The following is a 19286-nucleotide window of genomic DNA, read 5'->3' as shown; positions in this document are numbered from 1 at the left end:
CGACGCGGTGGGTGAGTCTTCGCAGGTCTTTCCTCCCGCTCACGCGGTCGAGTTGAACACCAGACGAAAAGAGAGAACACCATGAGCGACGACAATAAGGTCTCCGCAGAGATCCGCACCGAGTTCGGCAAGGGCGCGGCCCGCCGCATCCGTGCCGCCAAGAAGATCCCCGCCGTCATCTACGGCCACGGCACCGAGCCGCAGCACATCACCCTGCCCGGTCACCAGACCTCGCTCATCCTGCGCAAGGCCAACCAGGTGCTCGAGCTCGACATCGACGGCAAAGAGCAGCTCGCCCTGGTCAAGGACGTGCAGAAAGACCCCGTGCTCCAGCTCATCGAGCACATCGACCTCATCGTCGTGCGCAAGGGCGAGAAGGTGCAGGTCGAGGTCCCGATCCACCTCGAGGGCGAGTCGTTCGGCGGCACCATCGCCACGCAGGACGCCGCGGCGATCCTGCTCGAGGTCGAGGCCACCCACATCCCGGAGCGCCTCGTCGTGTCGATCGAGGGCCTGGAGGACGGCACCCTCATCCACGCCAAGGACGTCGAGCTGCCCCGCGGCGCCGTGCTCGTCACCGACGCCGACACCGTCGTCGTCGGCATCTCGGTGCCCGCCGCCGTCGAGAGCGAAGAGAACGCCGAGGCGGCCGCGGAGGCCGCTGCGGGCGACGCCGAGTAGGCGACCCCTCCGCACACACACCACCCGCATCCGCAGCACGAGCCAGGGAACCGAGGTCTGATCGCATGAGCAGCTCGGATCCCTGGCTCGTCGTGGGTCTGGGCAACCCCGGCGCGCAGTACGCCGCCACCCGCCACAATGTGGGGCAGATGGTGGTGGCCGAACTGGCAGAGCGGATGCGCGGGGCGTTCAAGCCGCACAAGGCCAACGCCAGGGTGGCCGAGGGGCGCGTCGTGCCTGGCGGTCCCCGCTGTGTGCTCGCCCTGCCGAACACCTACATGAACGTGTCGGGCGGTCCGGTGAACGGGCTGCTGAAGTACTTCGGTCTGCCTCCGGAGCGACTCATCGTCGTGCACGACGAGCTCGACATCCCGTTCGACGCCCTCAAGCTCAAGCAGGGCGGCGGCCACGGCGGCCACAACGGCCTGCGCGACATCATCGCCGCCACCGGCTCGAACGACTTCGTGCGCGTGCGCGTCGGCATCGGGCGGCCGCCCGGCCGGCAGCAGGCCGCCGACTTCGTGCTGCAGCCCTTCTCCTCGACCGAGCGGCAGACGCTGCCGAACCTCGTGGTCGACGCCGCCGACGCCGTGGAGCTCATCGCGGCCGACGGCCTCACCGCCGCGCAACTGAAGGTGCACACCGCGGGCTGACCCCGCGCATCCGACACCGCGCGGCCTCGGTGTCGGTGGTGGCCGGTAAACTCGTGGGTATGCTTCAGGGCTTGATTCCTGCGCTTTCGCGCGCCTCCACGTTCGAACGAGCCCTGGCCAACGCCGGTCGCGACAGCGATTTCTCGCTGCCCGAAGGCGTCCGCGCCCCCTTCCTCGCCGCGATGATGCAGCGCCGGGTGGAGCGGGGCCTGCCCGCGGCGATGCTCGTGGTCACCGCCACCGGTCGCGAGTCCGAGAAGCTGCGCGAGTCGCTCGTGAGCTACCTGCCCGAGGCGCAGATCGTCGAGTTCCCCGCCTGGGAGACGCTGCCGCACGAGCGGCTCAGCCCGAGCGCCGAGATCGTCGGCCGCCGCATCGACGCGCTGCGCAGGCTCGCCGCCTGGCAGCGCGACGCCGATGCCGCCGCGGCCGGGAAGGGCGCGCATCCCGCCCCCGTCATCGTGGTGGCCTCGGTGCGTGCCGCCCTGCAGCCCATCGCGGCGAACCTCACTGAGCTCGAGCCCGTCGAGCTCACCAAGGGCGCGCGCGGCTTCGACCTCTCGCAGCTCTCGCTCACGCTCGTCGAGCTCGCGTACTCGCGCGTCGACATGGTCACCCGCCGCGGCGAGTACGCGGTGCGCGGCGGCATCCTCGACGTGTTCCCGCCCGTCGCCGACCACCCCTACCGGGTCGACTTCTTCGGCGACGAGGTCGACGAGATCAGGGCGTTCTCGGTGGCCGACCAGCGGTCGCTGCCCGAGCCCGTCGAGGGCATCGTGCTGCCGCCGAGCCGCGAGCTGCTGCTCGGCGAGCCGGTGCGGCAGCGGGCGCGCGAGATGCAACACGAGTTCCCGAGCCTCGCGGGCATGCTCGAGAAGATCGCCGCGGGCATCCCGGTCGAGGGCATGGAGTCGCTAGCGCCCGCGCTGCTCGACGAGTTGGTCACGCTCGCGCACTATCTGCCGGAGGCCTCCGCCATCGCCGTGGTGTCGCCCGAGCGGGTGGCCACTCGCGCCATCAACCTCGCCGAGACCAACCGCGAGTTCCTCGCCGCGGCCTGGACGGCCGCGACCGCAGGGGCCGAGGCGCCGATCGACCTGGCCTCGGGCGAGTTCATCAGCCTCACGCAGCTGCGGCACGCCGCGGGCACCGGGCGGCCGTGGTGGACGCTGAGCGAGTTCCAGCTCGGCCCCGACGATGCCGAGGTGCTGCCCGAGCATCGTGAGCTCGAAGAGCACCTCACCCTGCGCATCCAGGCCGACGCGGTGCCGACCTTCCACGGCAACGCCGACGGTGCCGTCGCCCACGTGGCGTCACGGTTGGCCGCGGGATGGACCGTGGCGGTCGTGGCCAAGGGCCAGGGCCTGGTGGAGCGCGCCTCCGACGTGCTCGCCGAGCGGGAGGTGCCCGCGCGCATCGCCGACGACTTCCCGGCCGACCCCGACTCCGGGGTGGCCTACCTGCTGCTCGGCGCCGTCGAGCACGGCTTCGAGCTGCCCGAGCTGCAGCTAGCCGTCATCGGCGAGACCGAGTTCTACGGCCGCACCGTCGGCTACGAGACGCGGCAGGTGAAGAAGCTCGCCAGCCGCCGCAAGAACGTGGTCGACCCGCTGCAGCTGAAGGCCGGCGACTTCGTGGTGCACCAGACCCACGGCATCGGAAAGTTCCTCGAGCTGGCCCAGCGCGAGGTCTCCTCGGGCGGTCGCAACGCGATCAAGACCACTCGCGAATACCTCGTCATCGAGTACGCGCCCTCCAAACGCGGCTACCCGGGCGACAAGCTCTACGTGCCCACCGACCAGCTCGACCTGCTCAGCCGCTACGTGGGCGGCGAGGCGCCCGGCCTCAGCAAGATGGGTGGCAGCGACTGGGCGGCGGCGAAGGGCAAGGCGCGCAAGGCCGTGCGCGACATCGCGGTCGAGCTCGTGAAGCTCTACTCGGCGCGCATGGCCTCGAAGGGCCACGCCTTCGGGCCCGACACCCCGTGGCAGCACGAGCTTGAGGAGGCCTTCCCGTTCCAGGAGACGCCCGACCAGCTCACCGTCATCGACGAGGTGAAGGCCGACATGGAGCGGCCCATCCCGATGGACCGGCTGCTGAGCGGCGACGTGGGCTTCGGCAAGACCGAGATCGCGGTGCGCGCCGCGTTCAAGGCCGTGCAAGACGGCAAGCAGGTGGCGATGCTCGTGCCCACCACGCTGCTCGTGCGGCAGCACCTCGAGACCTTCCAGGAGCGCTTCGCCGGGTTCCCCGTGCACCTCAAGGCGCTCAGCCGCTTCCAGACCGAGAAGGAGTCGCGCGAGACCATCGCGGGGCTCGCCGACGGCACCGTCGACGTCGTCATCGCCACCCACCGCATCCTGAGCGACAACGTGTCGTTCAAAGACCTGGGTCTGCTCATCATCGACGAGGAGCAGCGCTTCGGCGTCGAGCACAAGGATGCGTTGAAGAAGCTCAAGACCAACGTCGACATCCTCGCGATGAGCGCCACGCCCATCCCGCGCACCCTCGAGATGGCGGTCACGGGCATCCGCGAGATGTCGACGCTGGCGACCCCGCCCGAAGACCGGCACCCCATCCTCACCTTCGTGGGCCCGTACTCCGACAAGCAGGTGGCGGCCGCCATCCGGCGCGAGCTGCTGCGCGAGGGGCAGGTGTTCTTCGTGCACAACCGGGTGTCGAGCATCAACCGGGTGGCGGCGCAGATCGCGGAGCTCGTGCCCGAGGCGCGGGTGGCCGTGGCGCACGGGCAGATGAACGAGCACGTGCTCGAGCAGGTGATCGTCGACTTCTGGGAGCGCAAGTTCGACGTGCTGGTGTCGACCACCATCATCGAGACGGGCATCGACATCGCCAACGCGAACACGCTCATCGTCGACCGGGCCGACAAGTACGGCCTGTCGCAGCTGCACCAGCTGCGCGGGCGCGTGGGCCGAGGGCGGGAGCGCGCCTACGCCTACCTGCTCTTCGACGAGCACAAGCCGCTGTCCGAGACCGCGAACGACCGCCTCTCCACCCTCGCCGCCAACAACGAGCTCGGCTCGGGCATGCAGGTGGCGCTGAAAGACCTCGAGATCCGCGGGGCGGGCAACCTGCTCGGCGGCGAGCAGGCCGGTCACATCGCCGGCGTCGGGTTCGACCTGTACCTGCGCATGATCGGCGAGGCGGTGTCGGCGTTCCGCGGCGACGTGGCCGAGGGGCAGACCGAGCTGCGGCTCGAGCTCCCCGTGGAGGCGCACATCCCCGAGAACTACGTCGACAGCGAGCGTCTCCGGCTCGAGGCCTACCAGAAGCTCTCCACGGCCAGCGCACCCACCGCCTCCGACGACTCGATCGATCGCGTCATCGAGGAGCTCACCGACCGCTACGGCGAGCTGCCGGAGCCCGTGCAGAACCTCGTGGCGGTGTCGCGCCTGCGCCGCGCCGCCCAGAAGTCGGGCCTCAGCGAGGTGGTGGCCATGGGGTCGAACCTGCGCGTCGCGCCCGCCGAGCTGCCCGACTCCATCCAGGTGCGGCTGAAGCGCATGTACCCGGGCGGCAAGTACTTCGCCCAGACCTCCTCGGTCTCGGTGCCCCTGCCCGTCGTCGACGGCCGCCCCGTGGCCGACGCCGACCTCATCGCCTGGGTGCAGAACCTGCTCGACGCTCTCTTCGCCCCCGCGAAGGCCGCCACCCCCGCCACCCCCGCCCCCTGAGGCCGCCTCGCGCCGCGCTCCCGCCGCATCCCGTCGCGCTCCCGCCACCTAGACTCGGGGCATGGTGGACGTGCCGGAGGCGGGGAGCGAGCTCGAGCGACTGGTGGCGGTGACGGCGCTGCTGCGTGCGCCGGGCGGGTGCCCGTGGGATGCGGAGCAGACGCACGAGTCGCTGGTGCGGTACCTCACCGAGGAGACCCACGAGCTCATCGACGCGATCGAGTCGGGCTCCCGCGAAGAGCTCCTCGAAGAGCTCGGCGACGTGCTCTACCAGGTCGTCTTCCACGCTGACATCGCCGCCCACACCCCAGGCGAGGACTTCACGATCGAAGACGTCGCCGCCCACATGACCCAGAAGATGGTCGGCCGCCACCCGCACGTGTTCGGCGACCTCGACCTCAGCACCGCCGGCGACGTGGAAGGCGCCTGGGACTCGTTCAAGGCCGCCGAGAAGCCGTCCCGCTCGAGCGTGCTCGACGGTGTTCCCCTCGGCATGCCCGCGCTCGCACTCGCCGACAAGCTGCTGGGCAAGGCCGGGAAAGTGGGCGTGACGGTTCCGGATGCGCCGGCCGCAGCCGACGTCGACGACGAGGGCGAGCTCGGCGAGCTGCTGCTCGGCATCGTCGCCTCGGCCCGAACCCGCGGCCTCGACCCCGAACGCGCCCTCCGCACCACCCTCCGCACCCTCCGCGCCGACGTCGTCGCCGCCGAGACCCGGGCGGCCGCGTCCCTCGCCGCCGAGGCGGGCGCGCGCGACGGCTAACCTGGAGGGCATGGCTTCACCCGTCTCACCCCCGCGCGGCATGCGCGACTTCCTCCCCGCCGACAAGGCCAAGCGTGAACGTGTGCTCGGCGTCATCCGCTCGGTGTACTCCCGGCACGGCTTCGACGAGATCGAGACGCCCGTGGTGGAGGACTTCGACCGCCTGCACGCCGGCCTCGGCGGCGACAACGAGAAGCTCTCCTTCAACGTCATGAAGCGCGGCCTCTCCGCCGCCGACCTCGCGGCGGCGGCCGGCGCCGACGCCCCCGACGAGCTCGCCGACCTGGGCCTGCGCTTCGACCTCACCGTGCCGCTGGCCCGGTTCTACGCCAGCCACCGCGCCGAGCTGCCCCAGGTGTTCCGGGCCGTGCAGATCGCCCCCGTGTGGCGCGCCGAGCGCCCGCAGAAGGGCCGCTACCGCCAGTTCGTGCAGTGCGACATCGACATCATCGGCGAGGCCGGCCCGCTCGCCGAGATCGAACTGCTCACCGCCACCCTCGCCACGCTGGCCGAGCTCGGGCTCACCGGCTGCCGCATCCGCATCAACGACCGCCGCATCCTCTTCGGCATGCTCGCCGCCTTCGGGTTCGCCGCCGACGAGCACGCCTCGGTGCTCATCACGGTCGACAAGCTCGACAAGGTCGGCACCGAGGGTGTGGTCGCCGAACTCCGCGCCAAGGGTGCGACCGCGACCGCGGTCGACGCGCTCGAGGCCTACTTCGCGTCGCAGCCGCCCGCATCCGCCCCCGGCGACGCCGTCGCGGCCGAGTCGACCGCGCTCACCGCCGACGCGGTGGCTTCGGTGCTCCCCGACGGGGTGGCTCCGGATGCGGTGGCCGCGCTCGCGGGCATCGGCTCGGCCCTCGAGGCGGCCGGGGTGCGCGGTGAGCTCGTGTTCGACCCCTTCCTCGTGCGCGGCATGGGTTACTACACCGGCACTATCTTCGAGATCGAGCACCCGGATTTCGGCTTCTCGCTGGGCGGCGGCGGCCGCTACGACGGCATGATCGGCCGCTTCCTCGGCGAAGAGGTGCCGGCCTGCGGGTTCTCGATCGGCTTCGAGCGCATCATCGATCTCGTCGACGACCCGGCGGCGGCCGACGACCGCTCCCTCGTGCTCGTGCACGACAAGGCGCTCGCGCCCGAGACCTTGCTCACGCTCAAGCAGTCGCTCGTGGCCGACGGCTACCGCGTGCGGCTCGAGCGGCGCACGAAGAATCTCACGGCCCTCCTCGAGCGGGCCGAGCAGGCCGGATTCGGCGGGTTCGCGATCGTGAGCCGCGACCACACGCCGGGTGAACCCCTCGAGATCAAGAGATTCGGCGCGGAGTGACCGATCGATAGTTTGGCTATGTAAACTAGTTGTCCGTGACACACGACACGACAACCACCACACCCGAACTCTCCGCCCTGCTCTCCGACCTCGTCTCGGTCACGCATCGCCTCACCCGCATCGCCGCGCAGGCGACGGGGGAGACCACCTCACCCGCCACCTGGCGCACCCTCAGCGTGCTCAGCTCCTTCGGGCCCATGCGGCTCGGCGAGCTGGCGAAGCAGAGCCGCGTGAGCCAGCCCACCATGACGAAGATCGTCGCGAACCTCAACGAGGTCGAGTGGATCCGCCGCATCGCGGTGGTCGACGACGCTCGCGGCTGGCAGATCGCGCTCGCCCCGAAGGGCATCAAGGCACTCGCGGAGTGGCGCGACCGCCTGGGCGAAGCGCTCACCCCGATGTTCGACGACCTCGACACCACCGAGATCGACATCATCAGCCGCGCCGTCGACCTGCTGCACGAGTGCACCGAGTTGCGCTCGGGCGCGGCCGGCGCCGCCTCGGAGGGTTCCGCCGCGAGGGCCGCCTGATGGCCCACGGCACCGGCACCGGCACCGGCACGGGCATCGGCCCAGCCACCGGCCACGGCCCAGCCACCGGCCAGAGCGCCGGCTCCTCCATCCTCCGCCAGCCCAAGGCCGTCTGGGCCGTCGCCTTCGCCTGCGTCATCGCCTTCATGGGCATCGGCCTGGTCGACCCCATCCTCCCCGCCATCGCCGAGAGCTTGCACGCCTCGCAGACCCAGACCAGCCTGCTCTTCACGAGCTACCTGCTCATCACCGGCTTCGCGATGCTCTTCACGAGCTGGCTCTCCACCCGCATCGGCGCCCGCAAGACCCTCCTCGTGGGCCTCGCGCTCATCGTGGTGTTCGCGCTGGCGGCCGGCCTCTCGGGCACGGTCGAAGAGGTCATCGGCTTCCGCGCCGGCTGGGGACTCGGCAACGCCCTCTTCATCTCGACCGCGCTGGCCACCATCGTGGGCGCCGCGAGCGGGGGAGCGAGCTCGGCGATCATCCTCTACGAGGCCGCCCTCGGCCTCGGCATCGCGATCGGGCCGCTGCTCGGCGGCCTGCTCGGCTCGATCAGCTGGCGGGGCCCCTTCTTCGGCACCTCGGCGCTCATGGCCATCGGCTTCATCGCCATCTTCGTGCTCATGAAGAAGGAGACCCAGCAGCCCACGCCCACACCGCTCTCGGCGCCCTTCAAGGCGCTCACCCGCCCGGCACTCGCCGTGCTCGCGGTCACGGCCCTGTTCTACAACGTGGGCTTCTTCATCCTGCTCGCCTACACGCCCTTCCCCCTCGGTCTCGACGCGATGGGCCTCGGCCTCACCTTCTTCGGCTGGGGCATCGCGGTGGCCGTGACCTCGGTGTGGCTGGCCCCCTGGCTCACGGCCCGCATGCCGCGCACCCGGGTGCTCTGGGTGGTGCTCGCCCTCCTCGCCCTCGACCTCGTGGCGGCGGGGCTGTTCGTCTCCTCGACCGCGGGGCTCATCACCTGCGTGGTCGTGGGCGGAGCCCTGCTCGGTGTGATGAACACCGTCCTCACCGAGTCGGTGATGGCCGCCACCGATCTGCCGCGCCCGGTCGCCTCGTCGGCCTACTCGGCGGTGCGCTTCATCGGCGGCGCCGTCGCCCCGCCCATCGCGTCGCTCGTGGCGGCGGCGGTCACGGATGCGGCGCCCTTCTATCTGGCGGCCGGCTCGGTTCTCGTCGCGGCCCTCATCTCGGTGCTCGGCCACCGTGCGATCGCCCACATCGACCACGAGGAGGAGAGCGAACTCGCCGAGGCCGAGGCCATCACGGCCGGCGAGTCGCTCTGATCGCGCGAGAGCGCTGATCGTGCAGTGACTGCGAATCTGCACGCGGTGCAGTAATTAGTTGATCTTCGTCAACCAAGAGAGTATGGTTGACGAAGATCAACTTCTTACCTCTTTGGAGAACCGTGTCCCTCACCTCCGACGCGCCGGCCCTCGCCGACGCCTCCCCGAAGAGCCGGCGCGACGTGCTCGTGCCGCTCTCGGGTCTCCTCCTCGGCATGTTCGTGGCCCTCCTGGCCAGCACCGTCGTGTCGAGTTCGCTCCCGAAGATCATCGGCGACCTGGGCGGCACCCAGGCCGGTTACACCTGGGTGGTCACCGGCACCCTGCTGGCCACCACAGTCTCGACGCCCATCTGGGGCAAGCTGGCCGACCTCACCAATCGCAAGCTGCTCATCCAGCTCTCCCTGCTCGTGTTCGTCATCGGCTCCGCCCTCGCCGGGCTCAGCCAGTCGACCGAGATGCTCATCTTCTTCCGGGTGCTGCAGGGTCTCGGCGCGGGAGGCCTCACCGCCCTCGTGCAGGTCGTGATGGCCGACATCATCCCGCCCCGCGAGCGCGGCCGCTACATGGGTCTGCTCGGTGCGGTCATGGCCGTCGCCACCGTCGGCGGTCCGTTGCTCGGCGGTGTCGTCACCGACTCCATCGGCTGGCGCTGGAACTTCTACATCGCCGTGCCCTTCGCGATCGCCGCGCTCATCGTGCTGCAGCGCACCCTGCACATCCCGACCCACAAGCGCAAGGTCACCATCGACTACCTCGGTGCCGTGCTCATCGCGGCGGGTGTGTCGCTGCTGCTCATCTGGGTGAGCCTCGCGGGCAACGACTTCGAGTGGGGCTCCGTGACGAGCATCGGCATGGTGGTGGGCGCCGTCGTTCTGCTCGGCCTCGCCGTGCTCACCGAGCTCAAGGTGAAGGAGCCCATCATCCCGATGACGCTCTTCAAAAACCGCACCTTCTGGCTCGCGGTCATCGCCTCCATCTCGGTGGGTGTGGCCATGTTCGGCACGAGCGTCTTCCTCAGCCAGTACATGCAGCTCGCCCGCGGCAAGACCCCCACCGAGTCGGGGCTCTACACCATCCCCATGATCGGCGGCGTGCTGCTGTCGAGCATCGTGATCGGCCAGGTCATCAGCCGCACCGGCAAGTGGAAGCGCTACATGGTGCTCGGCTCCGTGCTGCTCACCATCGGCCTCGCCCTCATGGGCACCATCCGCTACGACACCAGCTTCGCGCTCGTGTTCGTGTACATGTTCGTCATGGGCGCCGGCGTCGGCATGGTGATGCAGAACCTCGTGCTCATCGTGCAGAACGCGGTCGACCCGAGGCAGATCGGCACCGCGAGCGCCTCGGTCGCCTTCTTCCGCAGCCTCGGCGGCACCATCGGCGTGAGCGTGATGGGCGCCGTGCTCGGCAGCCGCATCACCACGCTCGTGACCGAGGGGCTCACCAAGCTCGGCGTCGACCCCTCGCAGACCGGCGGCCTCGAGGGCGGATCGATCCCCGACCTCAGCACGCTGCCCGACCCCATCCGCATCCTGGTGGAGTCGGCCTATGGCGAGGCGGTGGCCGATGTGTTCCTCATCGCCGTGCCGCTCGCGGTCATCTCCATCATCGCGATCGCCCTGCTGCCCAACCGGGCGCTCGGCACCAAGACCTCGGTCGAGCAGCTCGCCGAGCGCGAGGCGGCCGGCGCCACGGCGATCGCCGTCTCGAGCGCCGAGATCGCCGGCGACACCGAGGGCGTCTCGCTGAGCATCGACGAAGAGGATGCGGAGGAAGCGCAGCGAGTACAGTCCGGCTCCGCGCCGGCTTCCGAACCGCGCGGGGGTGCAGGAACCCGCGCATGACACCCGATACCCTGGAGGCTGTGAGCGCCCCCGCCCCCGAGACCAGCACCTCCGGTCGTTCCGAGGCCATCCTCGGCGTCGAGGGGGAGATGACGAAGGTGCTGCGCGCCGTGCGCACCATCGTGCACCGCAACGCGGGCCTGTTCTCGGAGGAGCTCCAGCCTTCGGGGTATCTCGTGCTCGGCCACATCGCCAAGCATCACCCCACCGCCCCGGGCGACATCGTCGCGCGCATGGGCATCGACAAGAGCGCCCTGAGCCGCCAGCTGCGCACCCTCAAGGAGCTCGGTTTCGTCACCAGCGAGGCCGACCCCGCCGACGGGCGCTCGAGCCTGTTCTCGCCCACCGAGGAGACCGTCCGGCGCCTCGCCGAGATCAGGGAGCGCACGCACACCGTCTACGAGGAGCTGTTCGCCGAGTGGAGCGACGGCGACCTCTCCGAGTTCGTGCGGCTGCTGGGCATGTTCACCGAAGGGCTGGAACGCCGGTGACCGCCATGGCCGGGGCAGCGCGGCCCTCCCTCCGGGAGCGCAAGAAGAGCGAGACGCGGCAGGCCATCCATGAGGCCGCGCTCCGGCTCGTGGCCGAGAACGGCATCGCCCATGCCTCGGTCGACGCCATCTGCTCCGAGGCCGGGGTCTCCTCGCGCACCTTCTTCAACTACTTCCCCTCGAAGGTCGCCGCCATCGTGGGCCTGTCGTCGTTCCGGGTGACGGATGCGGGACGCGCGGCGTTCCTCACCGGCACGGGGGAGACGGGGCTGGTGCGCGACCTTTGCATCCTCGTCTCCGACATCATGAACCAGACCGTGCGCGAGGGTGCCGACCGCGAGGCCGTGCGCGACCTGCTCGCCGCCCGGCCCGAGCTCGCGGCCGACGTCATCCGTTTCGCCGGCGAGCTGCGCAAGGAGGTCGTGGCGCTGGCCGCGCTGCGCACCACGCCCGAGCGCGCCGGGCTCGCGGTGGCCCTCGTGATGGGTGCCGTCGACTGCGCGCTGCACAGCCCGCAGCAGGTCGAGATCGGCGACGGCCCCGAACAGTTCACCGAGTGGTTGCTCGCCGCCGTCGACGCCATGCGGGGCCTCGCGCGCGAATCGTTAGACTAGCCACCGGTGGCGCTGAACGCGCTCCCCCCTTCCTGACACCAGAGGAGATACCACCCGTGGCATTGATCGAAGCCGTTGGCGCCCGCGAAATCCTGGATTCCCGGGGCAACCCCACCGTCGAGGTCGAGGTGCTGCTCGACGACGGCGTCGTCTCGCGCGCGGCCGTCCCGTCCGGCGCCTCCACCGGCGCCTTCGAGGCCTACGAGCTGCGCGACGGTGACAAGGGCCGTTACCTCGGCAAGGGCGTGGAGAAGGCCGTCGACGCCGTCATCGACGAGATCGGCCCGGCCATCGAGGGCATCGACGCCACCGACCAGCGACTGGTCGACTCCGCGATGATCTCGCTCGACGGCACCGACAACAAGAACCGTCTCGGCGCCAACGCCATCCTCGGCGTCTCGCTCGCCGTGGCCCGCGCGGCGGCCGACTCGGCCGACCTGCCGCTGTTCCGCTACGTCGGCGGCCCCAACGCGCACACCCTGCCCGTGCCGCTCATGAACATCGTCAACGGCGGCGCCCACGCCGACACCGGCGTCGACATCCAGGAGTTCATGGCGGTGCCGCTCGGTGCCGACACCTTCTCCGAGGCGCTTCGCTGGGGTGTGGAGACCTACCACTCGCTGAAGTCGCTGCTGAAGTCGAAGGGCCTGTCCACCGGCCTCGGCGACGAGGGCGGCTTCGCCCCCGAGCTGCCGAACAACCGCGAGGCGCTCGACCTCATCCTCGAGGCCATCGCGCAGGCGGGCTTCACCCCCGGCCGCGACGTGGCCCTCGCGCTCGACGTGGCCTCCACTGAGTTCTTCGCCGACGGCGCCTACTCCTTCGAGGGCAAGTCGCTCTCGTCGGCCGAGCTCTCCGCCTACTACGCCGAGCTCGTGGCGAACTACCCCCTCGTGTCGATCGAAGACCCGCTGGCCGAAGACGACTGGGAGGGCTGGACCCACCTCACCGCCGAGCTCGGCTCGAAGGTGCAGCTCGTGGGCGACGACCTGTTCGTCACCAACCCCACCCGTCTCGCCGACGGCATCGCCAAGAAGGCCGGCAACTCGATCCTCGTGAAGGTCAACCAGATCGGCACCCTCACCGAGACCCTCGACGCCGTGTCGCTGGCCCAGCGCTCCGGCATGACGGCGATCCTCTCCCACCGCTCCGGCGAGACCGAGGACACCACGATCGCCGACCTCGCCGTCGCCACCGATGCCGGTCAGATCAAGACCGGTGCGCCTGCCCGCAGCGAGCGCGTGGCCAAGTACAATCAGCTGCTGAGGATCGAAGAGGAGCTGGGCGAGGCCGCGCTGTACGCGGGCCGCACCGCGTTCCCCCGGTTCTCCGCCTAGCAACCCCGGCACTCGGCCGGGAGCACTCCTCCGAGGTGGTCTCCATGCGGCAGCGCGAACCGTCATCACGCCCTGAGCGGGTGCCGGTCGCGCTGCCGCAGATCGTCTCCGGCCCGGCCGCGTGGCTGCGCAGCAGCCGGCTGTCGGGCTTCACCGTGCTGATGTTCGTGGTGGTGGTGATGTTCGTCATCATCGTCGCGCCCGGCCTCCGGGTGTTCATCGAACAGCGGCAGCAGCTGGCCGAGCTGCAGGCCGCGGTCGACGACCGCAGCGCCGAGAACGACAGGCTCACCGCCGAGGTGGCCCGCTGGAGCGATCCCGCCTACATCAAGGCCGAGGCGCGCGACCGGCTCTATTACGTGATGCCGGGGGAGATCAGCTTCCTCGTCATCGACGACGCGCCCGCCGCATCCGGCGACGCCGCCGCGGTGAGCGACACCATCACCGCCACCCAGGTGGATTGGCTGTCCTCGCTGCTCGTCTCGGGCGTGACGGCCGGGCTGTCGACCCAGACCCCCGAGCAGCTCGAGAATGACGGAGCCGTGCAATGAGACCCCCGTTCGAGCAGCCGACCGAGCGCGACCTCGCCGTGGCCTCTGCCCAGCTGGGCCGCACCGTGCGCGGCGTCGTGGGCATCGCGGCACGCTGCGTGTGCGGCAACCCGACGGTACTCGCCACCACTCCGCGACTGCCCGACGGCACGCCCTTCCCCACGTTCTACTACCTCAGCCACCCGGCGGCGACCGCCGCGATGAGCGACCTCGAGGCCGAGCACGTGATGGTGGAGTTCCAGGATGCTCTGGCCGACGGCGAACTCGCCGCGTCGTACCTCGCCGCGCACGAGTCCTACCTCGCCGACCGTGCGCTGTTCGGGGAGGTCGCCGAGATCGCGGGCATCTCGGCGGGGGGCATGCCCACGCGGGTGAAGTGCCTGCACGCCCTCGCCGCGCACGCGCTCGCCGCGGGCCCCGGTCTCAACCCGGTGGGCGATCTGGCGCTGGCCAGAGGCGACTGGTCGCCGGAGGTCTGCGAGTGCGTCGCGTACCCGATCGAGCCGTGACGGGCGGGCGCCGGCGTCGCGCCGTGGCGGTGGCCGTGGGCGTCGTCGTCGCTCTCGGGCTGCCTGCGGCGGTGGCCGCGCCCGCGCGGGCGGACTCGATCCGCGACATGGAGTACTGGCTCGACGACTACGGCTTCTACGACGCCTGGGACACCACGCTCGGCGAGGGTGCGACGGTCGCGGTCATCGACACCGGTGTCGACGGCAGCGTGCCCGAGCTACAGGGGGTGGTGGTCGACGGTGCCGACATGTCGGGGATGGGGTCGGCCGACGGTCAGACGCCGGTGGGGGAGAACTCCCAGCACGGCACGATGGTGGCCTCGATGATCGCCGGTCGCGGCACGGGGGCCGGCAGCGGCGTGATCGGTGTCGCGCCGGAGGCATCGATCCTGTCGATCTCGGTGGCGCTCGGTGACGGAGCGCCCGGCTCCGACGATCAGATCGCGGATGCGGTGCGCTGGGCCGTCGACCACGGGGCCGATGTCATCAACATGTCGCTGACCCGCAACAGCATCGACTGGCCGGAGAGCTGGGACGACGCCTTCAGCTACGCCTTCGACAACGACGTGGTGGTGGTGGCAGCCGCCGGCAATCGCATCAACGGCACCGACGAGGTGGGGGCTCCGGCGACCATCCCCGGCGTGGTCGCCGTGGCGGGGGTCGACGCCGAGGGCGACGCCAGCTTCGACGCCAGTTCGCAGGGCATCACGATCGCGGTGGCCGCCCCGAGCGAGCAGCTCGTGGCCGTGGTGCCGGGTGGTGGCTACGTCATCTGGGACGGCACCAGCGGCGCGGCCCCTCTGGTGAGCGGGCTCGCCGCTCTGGTGAAGTCCGCGCATCCGGAGCTCGACGCCGCCAACGTCATCAACCGCATCATCGCCACGGCCACGCCGAAGGGGGAGCCGGTGCCCGGCCCCATCTACGGCTACGGCCTGATCGACGCCGAGGCGGCCGTGACCGACGAGGTGCCGGCCGTGTCGGCCAACCCGATCGGCGATCTCGCAGCGTGGATCGCGACCTATCGCCCCTCGTCGGGGACGGTGTCGGTCGACACGCTCGTCATCCCTCCGCCCACGGCCACGCCCTCGCCCACGGCGGTCGCGGCCCCGGCCCCGCCCAGCACCGAGGTGTATGATCTTGTGCACTGGGCGGTGCCGCTGGGGCTCCTGCTCGGATTCCTCATCCTCGTCGCGACATTCGTCCTGGGAGCGGTGGCCCAGTTCAAGCGACTGCTCCGCAAGTAGTAGCCTGTACGTGGCCACCTGTCCTGAGGAGATCGTTTCACTGTGCCCAAGATCCTGATTGTCGGCGGCGGTTACGCCGGGTTCTACACCGCGTGGAAGCTCGAGAAGTGGCTCCGATCCGGCGAGGCCGAGGTCACGGTCGTCGACCCGCTGCCGTACATGACCTACCAGCCCTTCCTCCCCGAGGTCGCCGCCGGCTCCATCGAGCCGCGTCACGCCGTGGTGGGCCTGCGCCGTCACCTCAAGAAGACCCGCGTCATCGCCGCGAAGGTCACGCACATCTCGCACGCCACCAAGACCGCGACCATCACGCCGGTCGAGGGCGCAGGAGAGCCGTGGGAGGAGCAGTATGACATCATCGTCGTCACCGCGGGTGCCGTGTCGCGCACCTTCCCCATCCCGGGCGTGGCCGACGAGGCCATCGGGCTCAAGACCATCGAAGAGGCGACCGCCATCCGCGACCGCATCCTCACCAACTTCGACAAGGCGGCGCTGCTGCCCGACGGCCCCGAGCGCGACCGGCTGCTCACCGTCGTCGTGGTCGGCGGCGGTTTCGCGGGCATCGAGGTGTTCGCCGAGCTGCGCTCGTTCGTGTCGGCGCTCATCGAGAGCTACCCCGAGATCGCGTTCGAAGACACCCACTTCCACCTCATCGAGGCGATGGGCCGCATCATGCCCGAGGTGAGCCTGCCCACCTCGCTCTGGGTGATCGAGAACCTCAAGCAGCGCGGCGCCACCGTGCACCTCGAGACCCAGCTGAAGTCGGCCGTCGGCGGCGTCGTCGAGCTCTCCACCGGTGAGAGCTTCGAGAGCGACCTCATCATCTGGACCGCCGGTGTCATGGCCACGCCCGACATCAAGAACTCCGACCTCCCCATCGAGGAGCGCGGTCGCCTCCGCGTGCGCGCCGACCTGCGGGTCGAGGGCGACGACGGCATCGTCGAGGGCGCCTGGGGCGCCGGCGACGTGTCGGCCGTGCCCGACCTCACCGGTGGCGGCGTGGGCGGCTACTGCGTGCCCAACGCCCAGCACGCCGTGCGTCAGGGCAAGCTGCTCGCGAAGAACATCGTCGCCGAGCTGCGCGGCGAGGGCGTCAAGGAGTACTACCACAAGAACATGGGCGCGGTCGCGGGCCTCGGTCTCGGCATCGGCGTGTTCCAGTCGGGCAAGCTCGCCCTCAAGGGCCTGCTGGCCTGGTTCGCGCACCGCGGCTACCACGGCCTGGCCATGCCGTCGTGGGAGCGCAAGTTCCGCGTCATCTGGGGCTGGGTGAACAACTTCTTCCTCGGCCGCGACAACGTGTCGCTCGAGGCCCGTGTGCACCCGCGCGAGGCGTTCGAGAAGTTCGCGGCGCGCCCGCGGCCGGCGGCCCCTGCTGCTGCGCCCGCCGTCGCCGCGGCGTCCGCGTCCGCGCCCGCCGCGGCCGCCGAGAAGGCCGCCGAGCCACAGCTCGTCGGTGCCCCCGCGTCGGCCCCCGCCCCCGAGGCCGCCGTCGACGGCAAGGCCGAGGCTCCCAAGAAGGCGCCGCGCACCACCAAGCCCCGCGCGACCAAGGCTGCGGCGTCCGACGCCGCCCCCGCCGCGGAGTAACCTCTCACGGGAGGCCGCCCCGCGCATCCGTGCCCGGTGACGGCCCCCGCCCCCATAGCCCAATCGGCAGAGGCAGACGACTTAAAATCGTTTCAGTCTGGGTTCGAGTCCCAGTGGGGGTACGTCAGATCTGCGAGCGAGATCGTTGAAACGGCGCGGATCTCAGGGTGGGGGACATCCGAGCTAGGCGCTCCGCACCCACGAGATACCCACGAGCGCCTGTGACCGAGCCGCATCCAAATGCGTACCCACGGCGTCGAGGTCGTCGTCGAACAGGTCTGCGTAGATGTCGAGCGTCATCGCGGCGGATGCATGACCGAGCATCTTCTGCACGGCCTTCACGTTCGCACCAGAGGACACGGCCAGGCTTGCGGCCGTGTGCCGCAGGTCGTGGAGCGTGAGCCTCGGGAACGTGGCATCCGCAGCCTGCGCACGCAGGATCGCCGCGCGATACCACCCGTCGCGAGTGGAGGGCGTCCGGACGTGCGCGTCACCCGACCCGAACACGAGCTGAGTCTGCGACTTGCCCTCGCACTGCGCAGTGAGCTCCTCGGCGAGGAAGGCCGGGAAGGGCACGCTGCGCGCCTCGTGATTCTTTGGAGTGCCGACGATGATCTTCCCGTTCACGAGCACGGCATTCTGCCGGACATTGGTTCGTCGGCGTGGCATGTCGAGATCCATGACCCGCTGCTCGACAGCCTCTCCCCACCGCTCGCCCGTGTACGCCAGGAACCGCACGAGCGTGCCGTGTTGCTTCGCTGAGAGCGCCAAGAGCTCGACCTGGGAGTGGGTGAGGTACGGATGAGCCCGCTTCGCCTTCCGAGGCAGTTCGACGCCACGAGCCGGATTCGAGGCGATGCGACGGTCCTTCACGGCGACGTCGAGGATCGCGGCCAGGATGCCGTACGCCCGGATCACATGCGTCGCGCTCCGCGTGCCAGGCTTCGTGTGCTTCGTCGTTGCGGTGCCGGCGGCAAGCTCCGCGACCCACTGCTGCACCTCAGAGTGTCGGATCGAAGCGACAGGCCGCGTACCCCACTGCGGTTCGACATAGAGGCGCCAGGTTGACTCGAGGGGTGCGAGGGCGGAGGGCTTGAGCCCGACCTTCGTGGCCAACCAGTGCTCTCCCAGGGTCCCGATCGGAGACCGGGCCGCGCTCACGTCGATGAACTCCCCGCGATGCTTCGTGGTCTCCTTGGCGTGCAGGAAGATCTCGGCCTCGCGCCGGGTGCGGAAGCCGCGCTTGTCGGTCGACTTGTTGTCGGGCTTCCGGTAGCGAACCATGTAGCGCCGATCGGCGTCACGCGGGCGCCCGCTCTTCGTGAGCTCTCCCTTGACGTAGTACGTCTCGATGCTCGCCATCAGCCGCTGTCACCCCGTTCCGATTCTGGTGTCCATTCTGCATCGGGCAGGGTACGAATCTTTGGTCCCTCTAGGGGGCGAGTCTTTGGCCCCCTTAGGGGACCAATTATTTGTCGTACAGGGGGCCAATTATTCGTCCCTTTAACAGGAAGGAACAGGACAGAACAAAACTAGAGCAGTACGCGCGAGCGATTTTCCTCCGAAGAATCGGGGCTCTGCTGGGTGTTCCCGTGGGTATTCCCCGAGCCAGAATAGGCGGCGGAAGGGTCTGTGGCTCTTCTCGCCTGCACCACTGCCACCCCCGCGCAGGGCGCGCTTCCCAACCTCCCCCAAACTTCGTTGCAGTTTGACGGAGGTTGGGAAGTAAAGGGGTGGCAGTGGTGCAGGCGAGAAGAAGAAAGTGAAAAGTGGGGCAGAGAGTGGGATGAAGAATTGAGGGTGGCGAGGGTCACGGAGCAGCTAGCGGTGTCGTCAGCATTGATGAGGCGATGAGTCGCGCGACAGATTGTTGCGCGCTTGGGGTCAGCCGATCAGGTTGACGAAGCGTTGCAGTTCGCGAGCGTGGCGTGGATCGTCGGGATTGACGCCCCGATCCAGGATTGCAGCGATGCGTGCCATGGGGAGCTGGAAGCTGATGAATGGTCCACTGGGTAGGTCATCATCGGGAGCGAGATCGTTGTCGTCGAGTTCGATTCGGTATACCCATCCTCGACCGCGTCCGGGCTCGCGTCGGTGGCGTCCCGTGTGGTGGTGGAGATTCCGACCGGGTTGCCGGCGTCGTGGACGTGGGTGAG

The 19286-nt window shown here is 69.8% G+C and carries 17 protein-coding genes and 1 tRNA gene; 16 read left to right on the top strand and 2 right to left on the bottom strand.

Translation table 11 applies throughout. The features are described from left to right. The first annotated feature begins 81 nt into the window (after positions 1-81). The 16 genes from N1031_RS19165 (at position 82) to N1031_RS19090 (ending at position 17252) form a co-directional block, all read left to right on the top strand. Positions 82-681, top strand: a complete 600-nt coding sequence (locus tag N1031_RS19165) for a 50S ribosomal protein L25/general stress protein Ctc (RefSeq protein ID WP_259481539.1) — start codon at positions 82-84, stop codon at positions 679-681. 65 nt (positions 682-746) lie between these two features. Next, entirely contained in the window at positions 747-1334 is a 588-nt protein-coding gene (gene pth / locus N1031_RS19160; protein ID WP_259481538.1) for an aminoacyl-tRNA hydrolase, read from the top strand. A 59-nt stretch (positions 1335-1393) separates the two neighbouring features. Beyond that, positions 1394-5029, top strand: coding sequence for a transcription-repair coupling factor (mfd, locus tag N1031_RS19155; RefSeq protein ID WP_259481537.1), 3636 nt, complete (start codon positions 1394-1396; stop codon positions 5027-5029). Between the two features lie 61 nt (positions 5030-5090). Next, positions 5091-5792, top strand: a complete 702-nt coding sequence (locus tag N1031_RS19150; protein ID WP_259481536.1) for a nucleoside triphosphate pyrophosphohydrolase — start codon at positions 5091-5093, stop codon at positions 5790-5792. A gap of 10 nt (positions 5793-5802) precedes the next feature. After that, positions 5803-7125, top strand: a complete 1323-nt coding sequence (hisS, locus tag N1031_RS19145; RefSeq protein ID WP_259481535.1) for a histidine--tRNA ligase — start codon at positions 5803-5805, stop codon at positions 7123-7125. 35 nt (positions 7126-7160) lie between these two features. Beyond that, on the top strand, positions 7161-7655 hold the full coding sequence (locus tag N1031_RS19140) for a MarR family winged helix-turn-helix transcriptional regulator (protein WP_259481534.1): 495 nt from the start codon (positions 7161-7163) through the stop codon (positions 7653-7655). After that, entirely contained in the window at positions 7655-8947 is a 1293-nt protein-coding gene (locus N1031_RS19135) for an MFS transporter (protein ID WP_259481533.1), read from the top strand. Before N1031_RS19140 ends, N1031_RS19135 begins: the two co-directional genes overlap by 1 nt. A 122-nt stretch (positions 8948-9069) precedes the next feature. Next, entirely contained in the window at positions 9070-10794 is a 1725-nt protein-coding gene (locus N1031_RS19130; RefSeq protein ID WP_259481532.1) for an MDR family MFS transporter, read from the top strand. After that, the gene (locus tag N1031_RS19125; protein WP_259481531.1) at positions 10791-11285 is read left to right on the top strand and encodes a MarR family winged helix-turn-helix transcriptional regulator; all 495 of its coding nucleotides are present in this window, start codon (positions 10791-10793) and stop codon (positions 11283-11285) included. Before N1031_RS19130 ends, N1031_RS19125 begins: the two co-directional genes overlap by 4 nt. A gap of 5 nt (positions 11286-11290) precedes the next feature. Continuing rightward, on the top strand, positions 11291-11899 hold the full coding sequence (locus N1031_RS19120; RefSeq protein ID WP_259481530.1) for a TetR/AcrR family transcriptional regulator: 609 nt from the start codon (positions 11291-11293) through the stop codon (positions 11897-11899). 56 nt (positions 11900-11955) lie between these two features. Next, a complete protein-coding gene (gene eno / locus N1031_RS19115; protein WP_259481529.1) occupies positions 11956-13236 on the top strand; it encodes a phosphopyruvate hydratase in 1281 nt (426 codons plus the stop codon). A 44-nt stretch (positions 13237-13280) separates the two neighbouring features. Beyond that, complete coding sequence (locus tag N1031_RS19110) at positions 13281-13787, top strand: FtsB family cell division protein (RefSeq protein ID WP_259481528.1); 507 nt, start codon at positions 13281-13283, stop codon at positions 13785-13787. Beyond that, positions 13784-14296, top strand: a complete 513-nt coding sequence (locus tag N1031_RS19105; protein WP_259481527.1) for a DUF501 domain-containing protein — start codon at positions 13784-13786, stop codon at positions 14294-14296. Before N1031_RS19110 ends, N1031_RS19105 begins: the two co-directional genes overlap by 4 nt. Then, the gene (locus N1031_RS19100) at positions 14293-15540 is read left to right on the top strand and encodes a S8 family serine peptidase (protein WP_259481526.1); all 1248 of its coding nucleotides are present in this window, start codon (positions 14293-14295) and stop codon (positions 15538-15540) included. Before N1031_RS19105 ends, N1031_RS19100 begins: the two co-directional genes overlap by 4 nt. Positions 15541-15582: 42 nt before the next feature. Continuing rightward, positions 15583-17130 carry an NAD(P)/FAD-dependent oxidoreductase gene (locus N1031_RS19095; protein WP_259481525.1) on the top strand — a complete coding sequence of 516 codons (1548 nt, stop codon included), beginning with the start codon at positions 15583-15585 and terminating at the stop codon, positions 17128-17130. A gap of 48 nt (positions 17131-17178) precedes the next feature. Next, a tRNA-Leu gene (locus N1031_RS19090) sits at positions 17179-17252 on the top strand. Between the two features lie 61 nt (positions 17253-17313). Here N1031_RS19090 and N1031_RS19085 read toward each other — a convergent pair. Continuing rightward, the gene (locus N1031_RS19085) at positions 17314-18492 is read right to left on the bottom strand and encodes a tyrosine-type recombinase/integrase (RefSeq protein WP_259481524.1); all 1179 of its coding nucleotides are present in this window, start codon (positions 18490-18492) and stop codon (positions 17314-17316) included. Between the two features lie 530 nt (positions 18493-19022). Beyond that, a partial coding sequence (locus tag N1031_RS19080) for a hypothetical protein (protein WP_259481523.1) occupies positions 19023-19286 on the bottom strand: 264 nt, incomplete at its 5' end.

Origin of the sequence: Herbiconiux moechotypicola, assembly GCF_024979255.1 — a bacterium.
Lineage (GTDB): Bacteria > Actinomycetota > Actinomycetes > Actinomycetales > Microbacteriaceae > Herbiconiux > Herbiconiux moechotypicola.
This window is presented reverse-complemented; position numbering and strand designations above follow the sequence as displayed.

Coding starts and splice junctions, on each gene's coding strand:
- N1031_RS19085 (WP_259481524.1), bottom strand. CDS start 18,492: ATGGCGAGCATCGAGACGTACTACGTCAAGGGAGAGCTCACGAAGAGC.
- N1031_RS19135 (WP_259481533.1), top strand. CDS start 7,655: ATGGCCCACGGCACCGGCACCGGCACCGGCACGGGCATCGGCCCAGCC.
- mfd (WP_259481537.1), top strand. CDS start 1,394: ATGCTTCAGGGCTTGATTCCTGCGCTTTCGCGCGCCTCCACGTTCGAA.
- N1031_RS19125 (WP_259481531.1), top strand. CDS start 10,791: ATGACACCCGATACCCTGGAGGCTGTGAGCGCCCCCGCCCCCGAGACC.
- N1031_RS19150 (WP_259481536.1), top strand. CDS start 5,091: ATGGTGGACGTGCCGGAGGCGGGGAGCGAGCTCGAGCGACTGGTGGCG.
- N1031_RS19165 (WP_259481539.1), top strand. CDS start 82: ATGAGCGACGACAATAAGGTCTCCGCAGAGATCCGCACCGAGTTCGGC.
- N1031_RS19110 (WP_259481528.1), top strand. CDS start 13,281: ATGCGGCAGCGCGAACCGTCATCACGCCCTGAGCGGGTGCCGGTCGCG.
- hisS (WP_259481535.1), top strand. CDS start 5,803: ATGGCTTCACCCGTCTCACCCCCGCGCGGCATGCGCGACTTCCTCCCC.
- N1031_RS19105 (WP_259481527.1), top strand. CDS start 13,784: ATGAGACCCCCGTTCGAGCAGCCGACCGAGCGCGACCTCGCCGTGGCC.
- N1031_RS19120 (WP_259481530.1), top strand. CDS start 11,291: ATGGCCGGGGCAGCGCGGCCCTCCCTCCGGGAGCGCAAGAAGAGCGAG.
- pth (WP_259481538.1), top strand. CDS start 747: ATGAGCAGCTCGGATCCCTGGCTCGTCGTGGGTCTGGGCAACCCCGGC.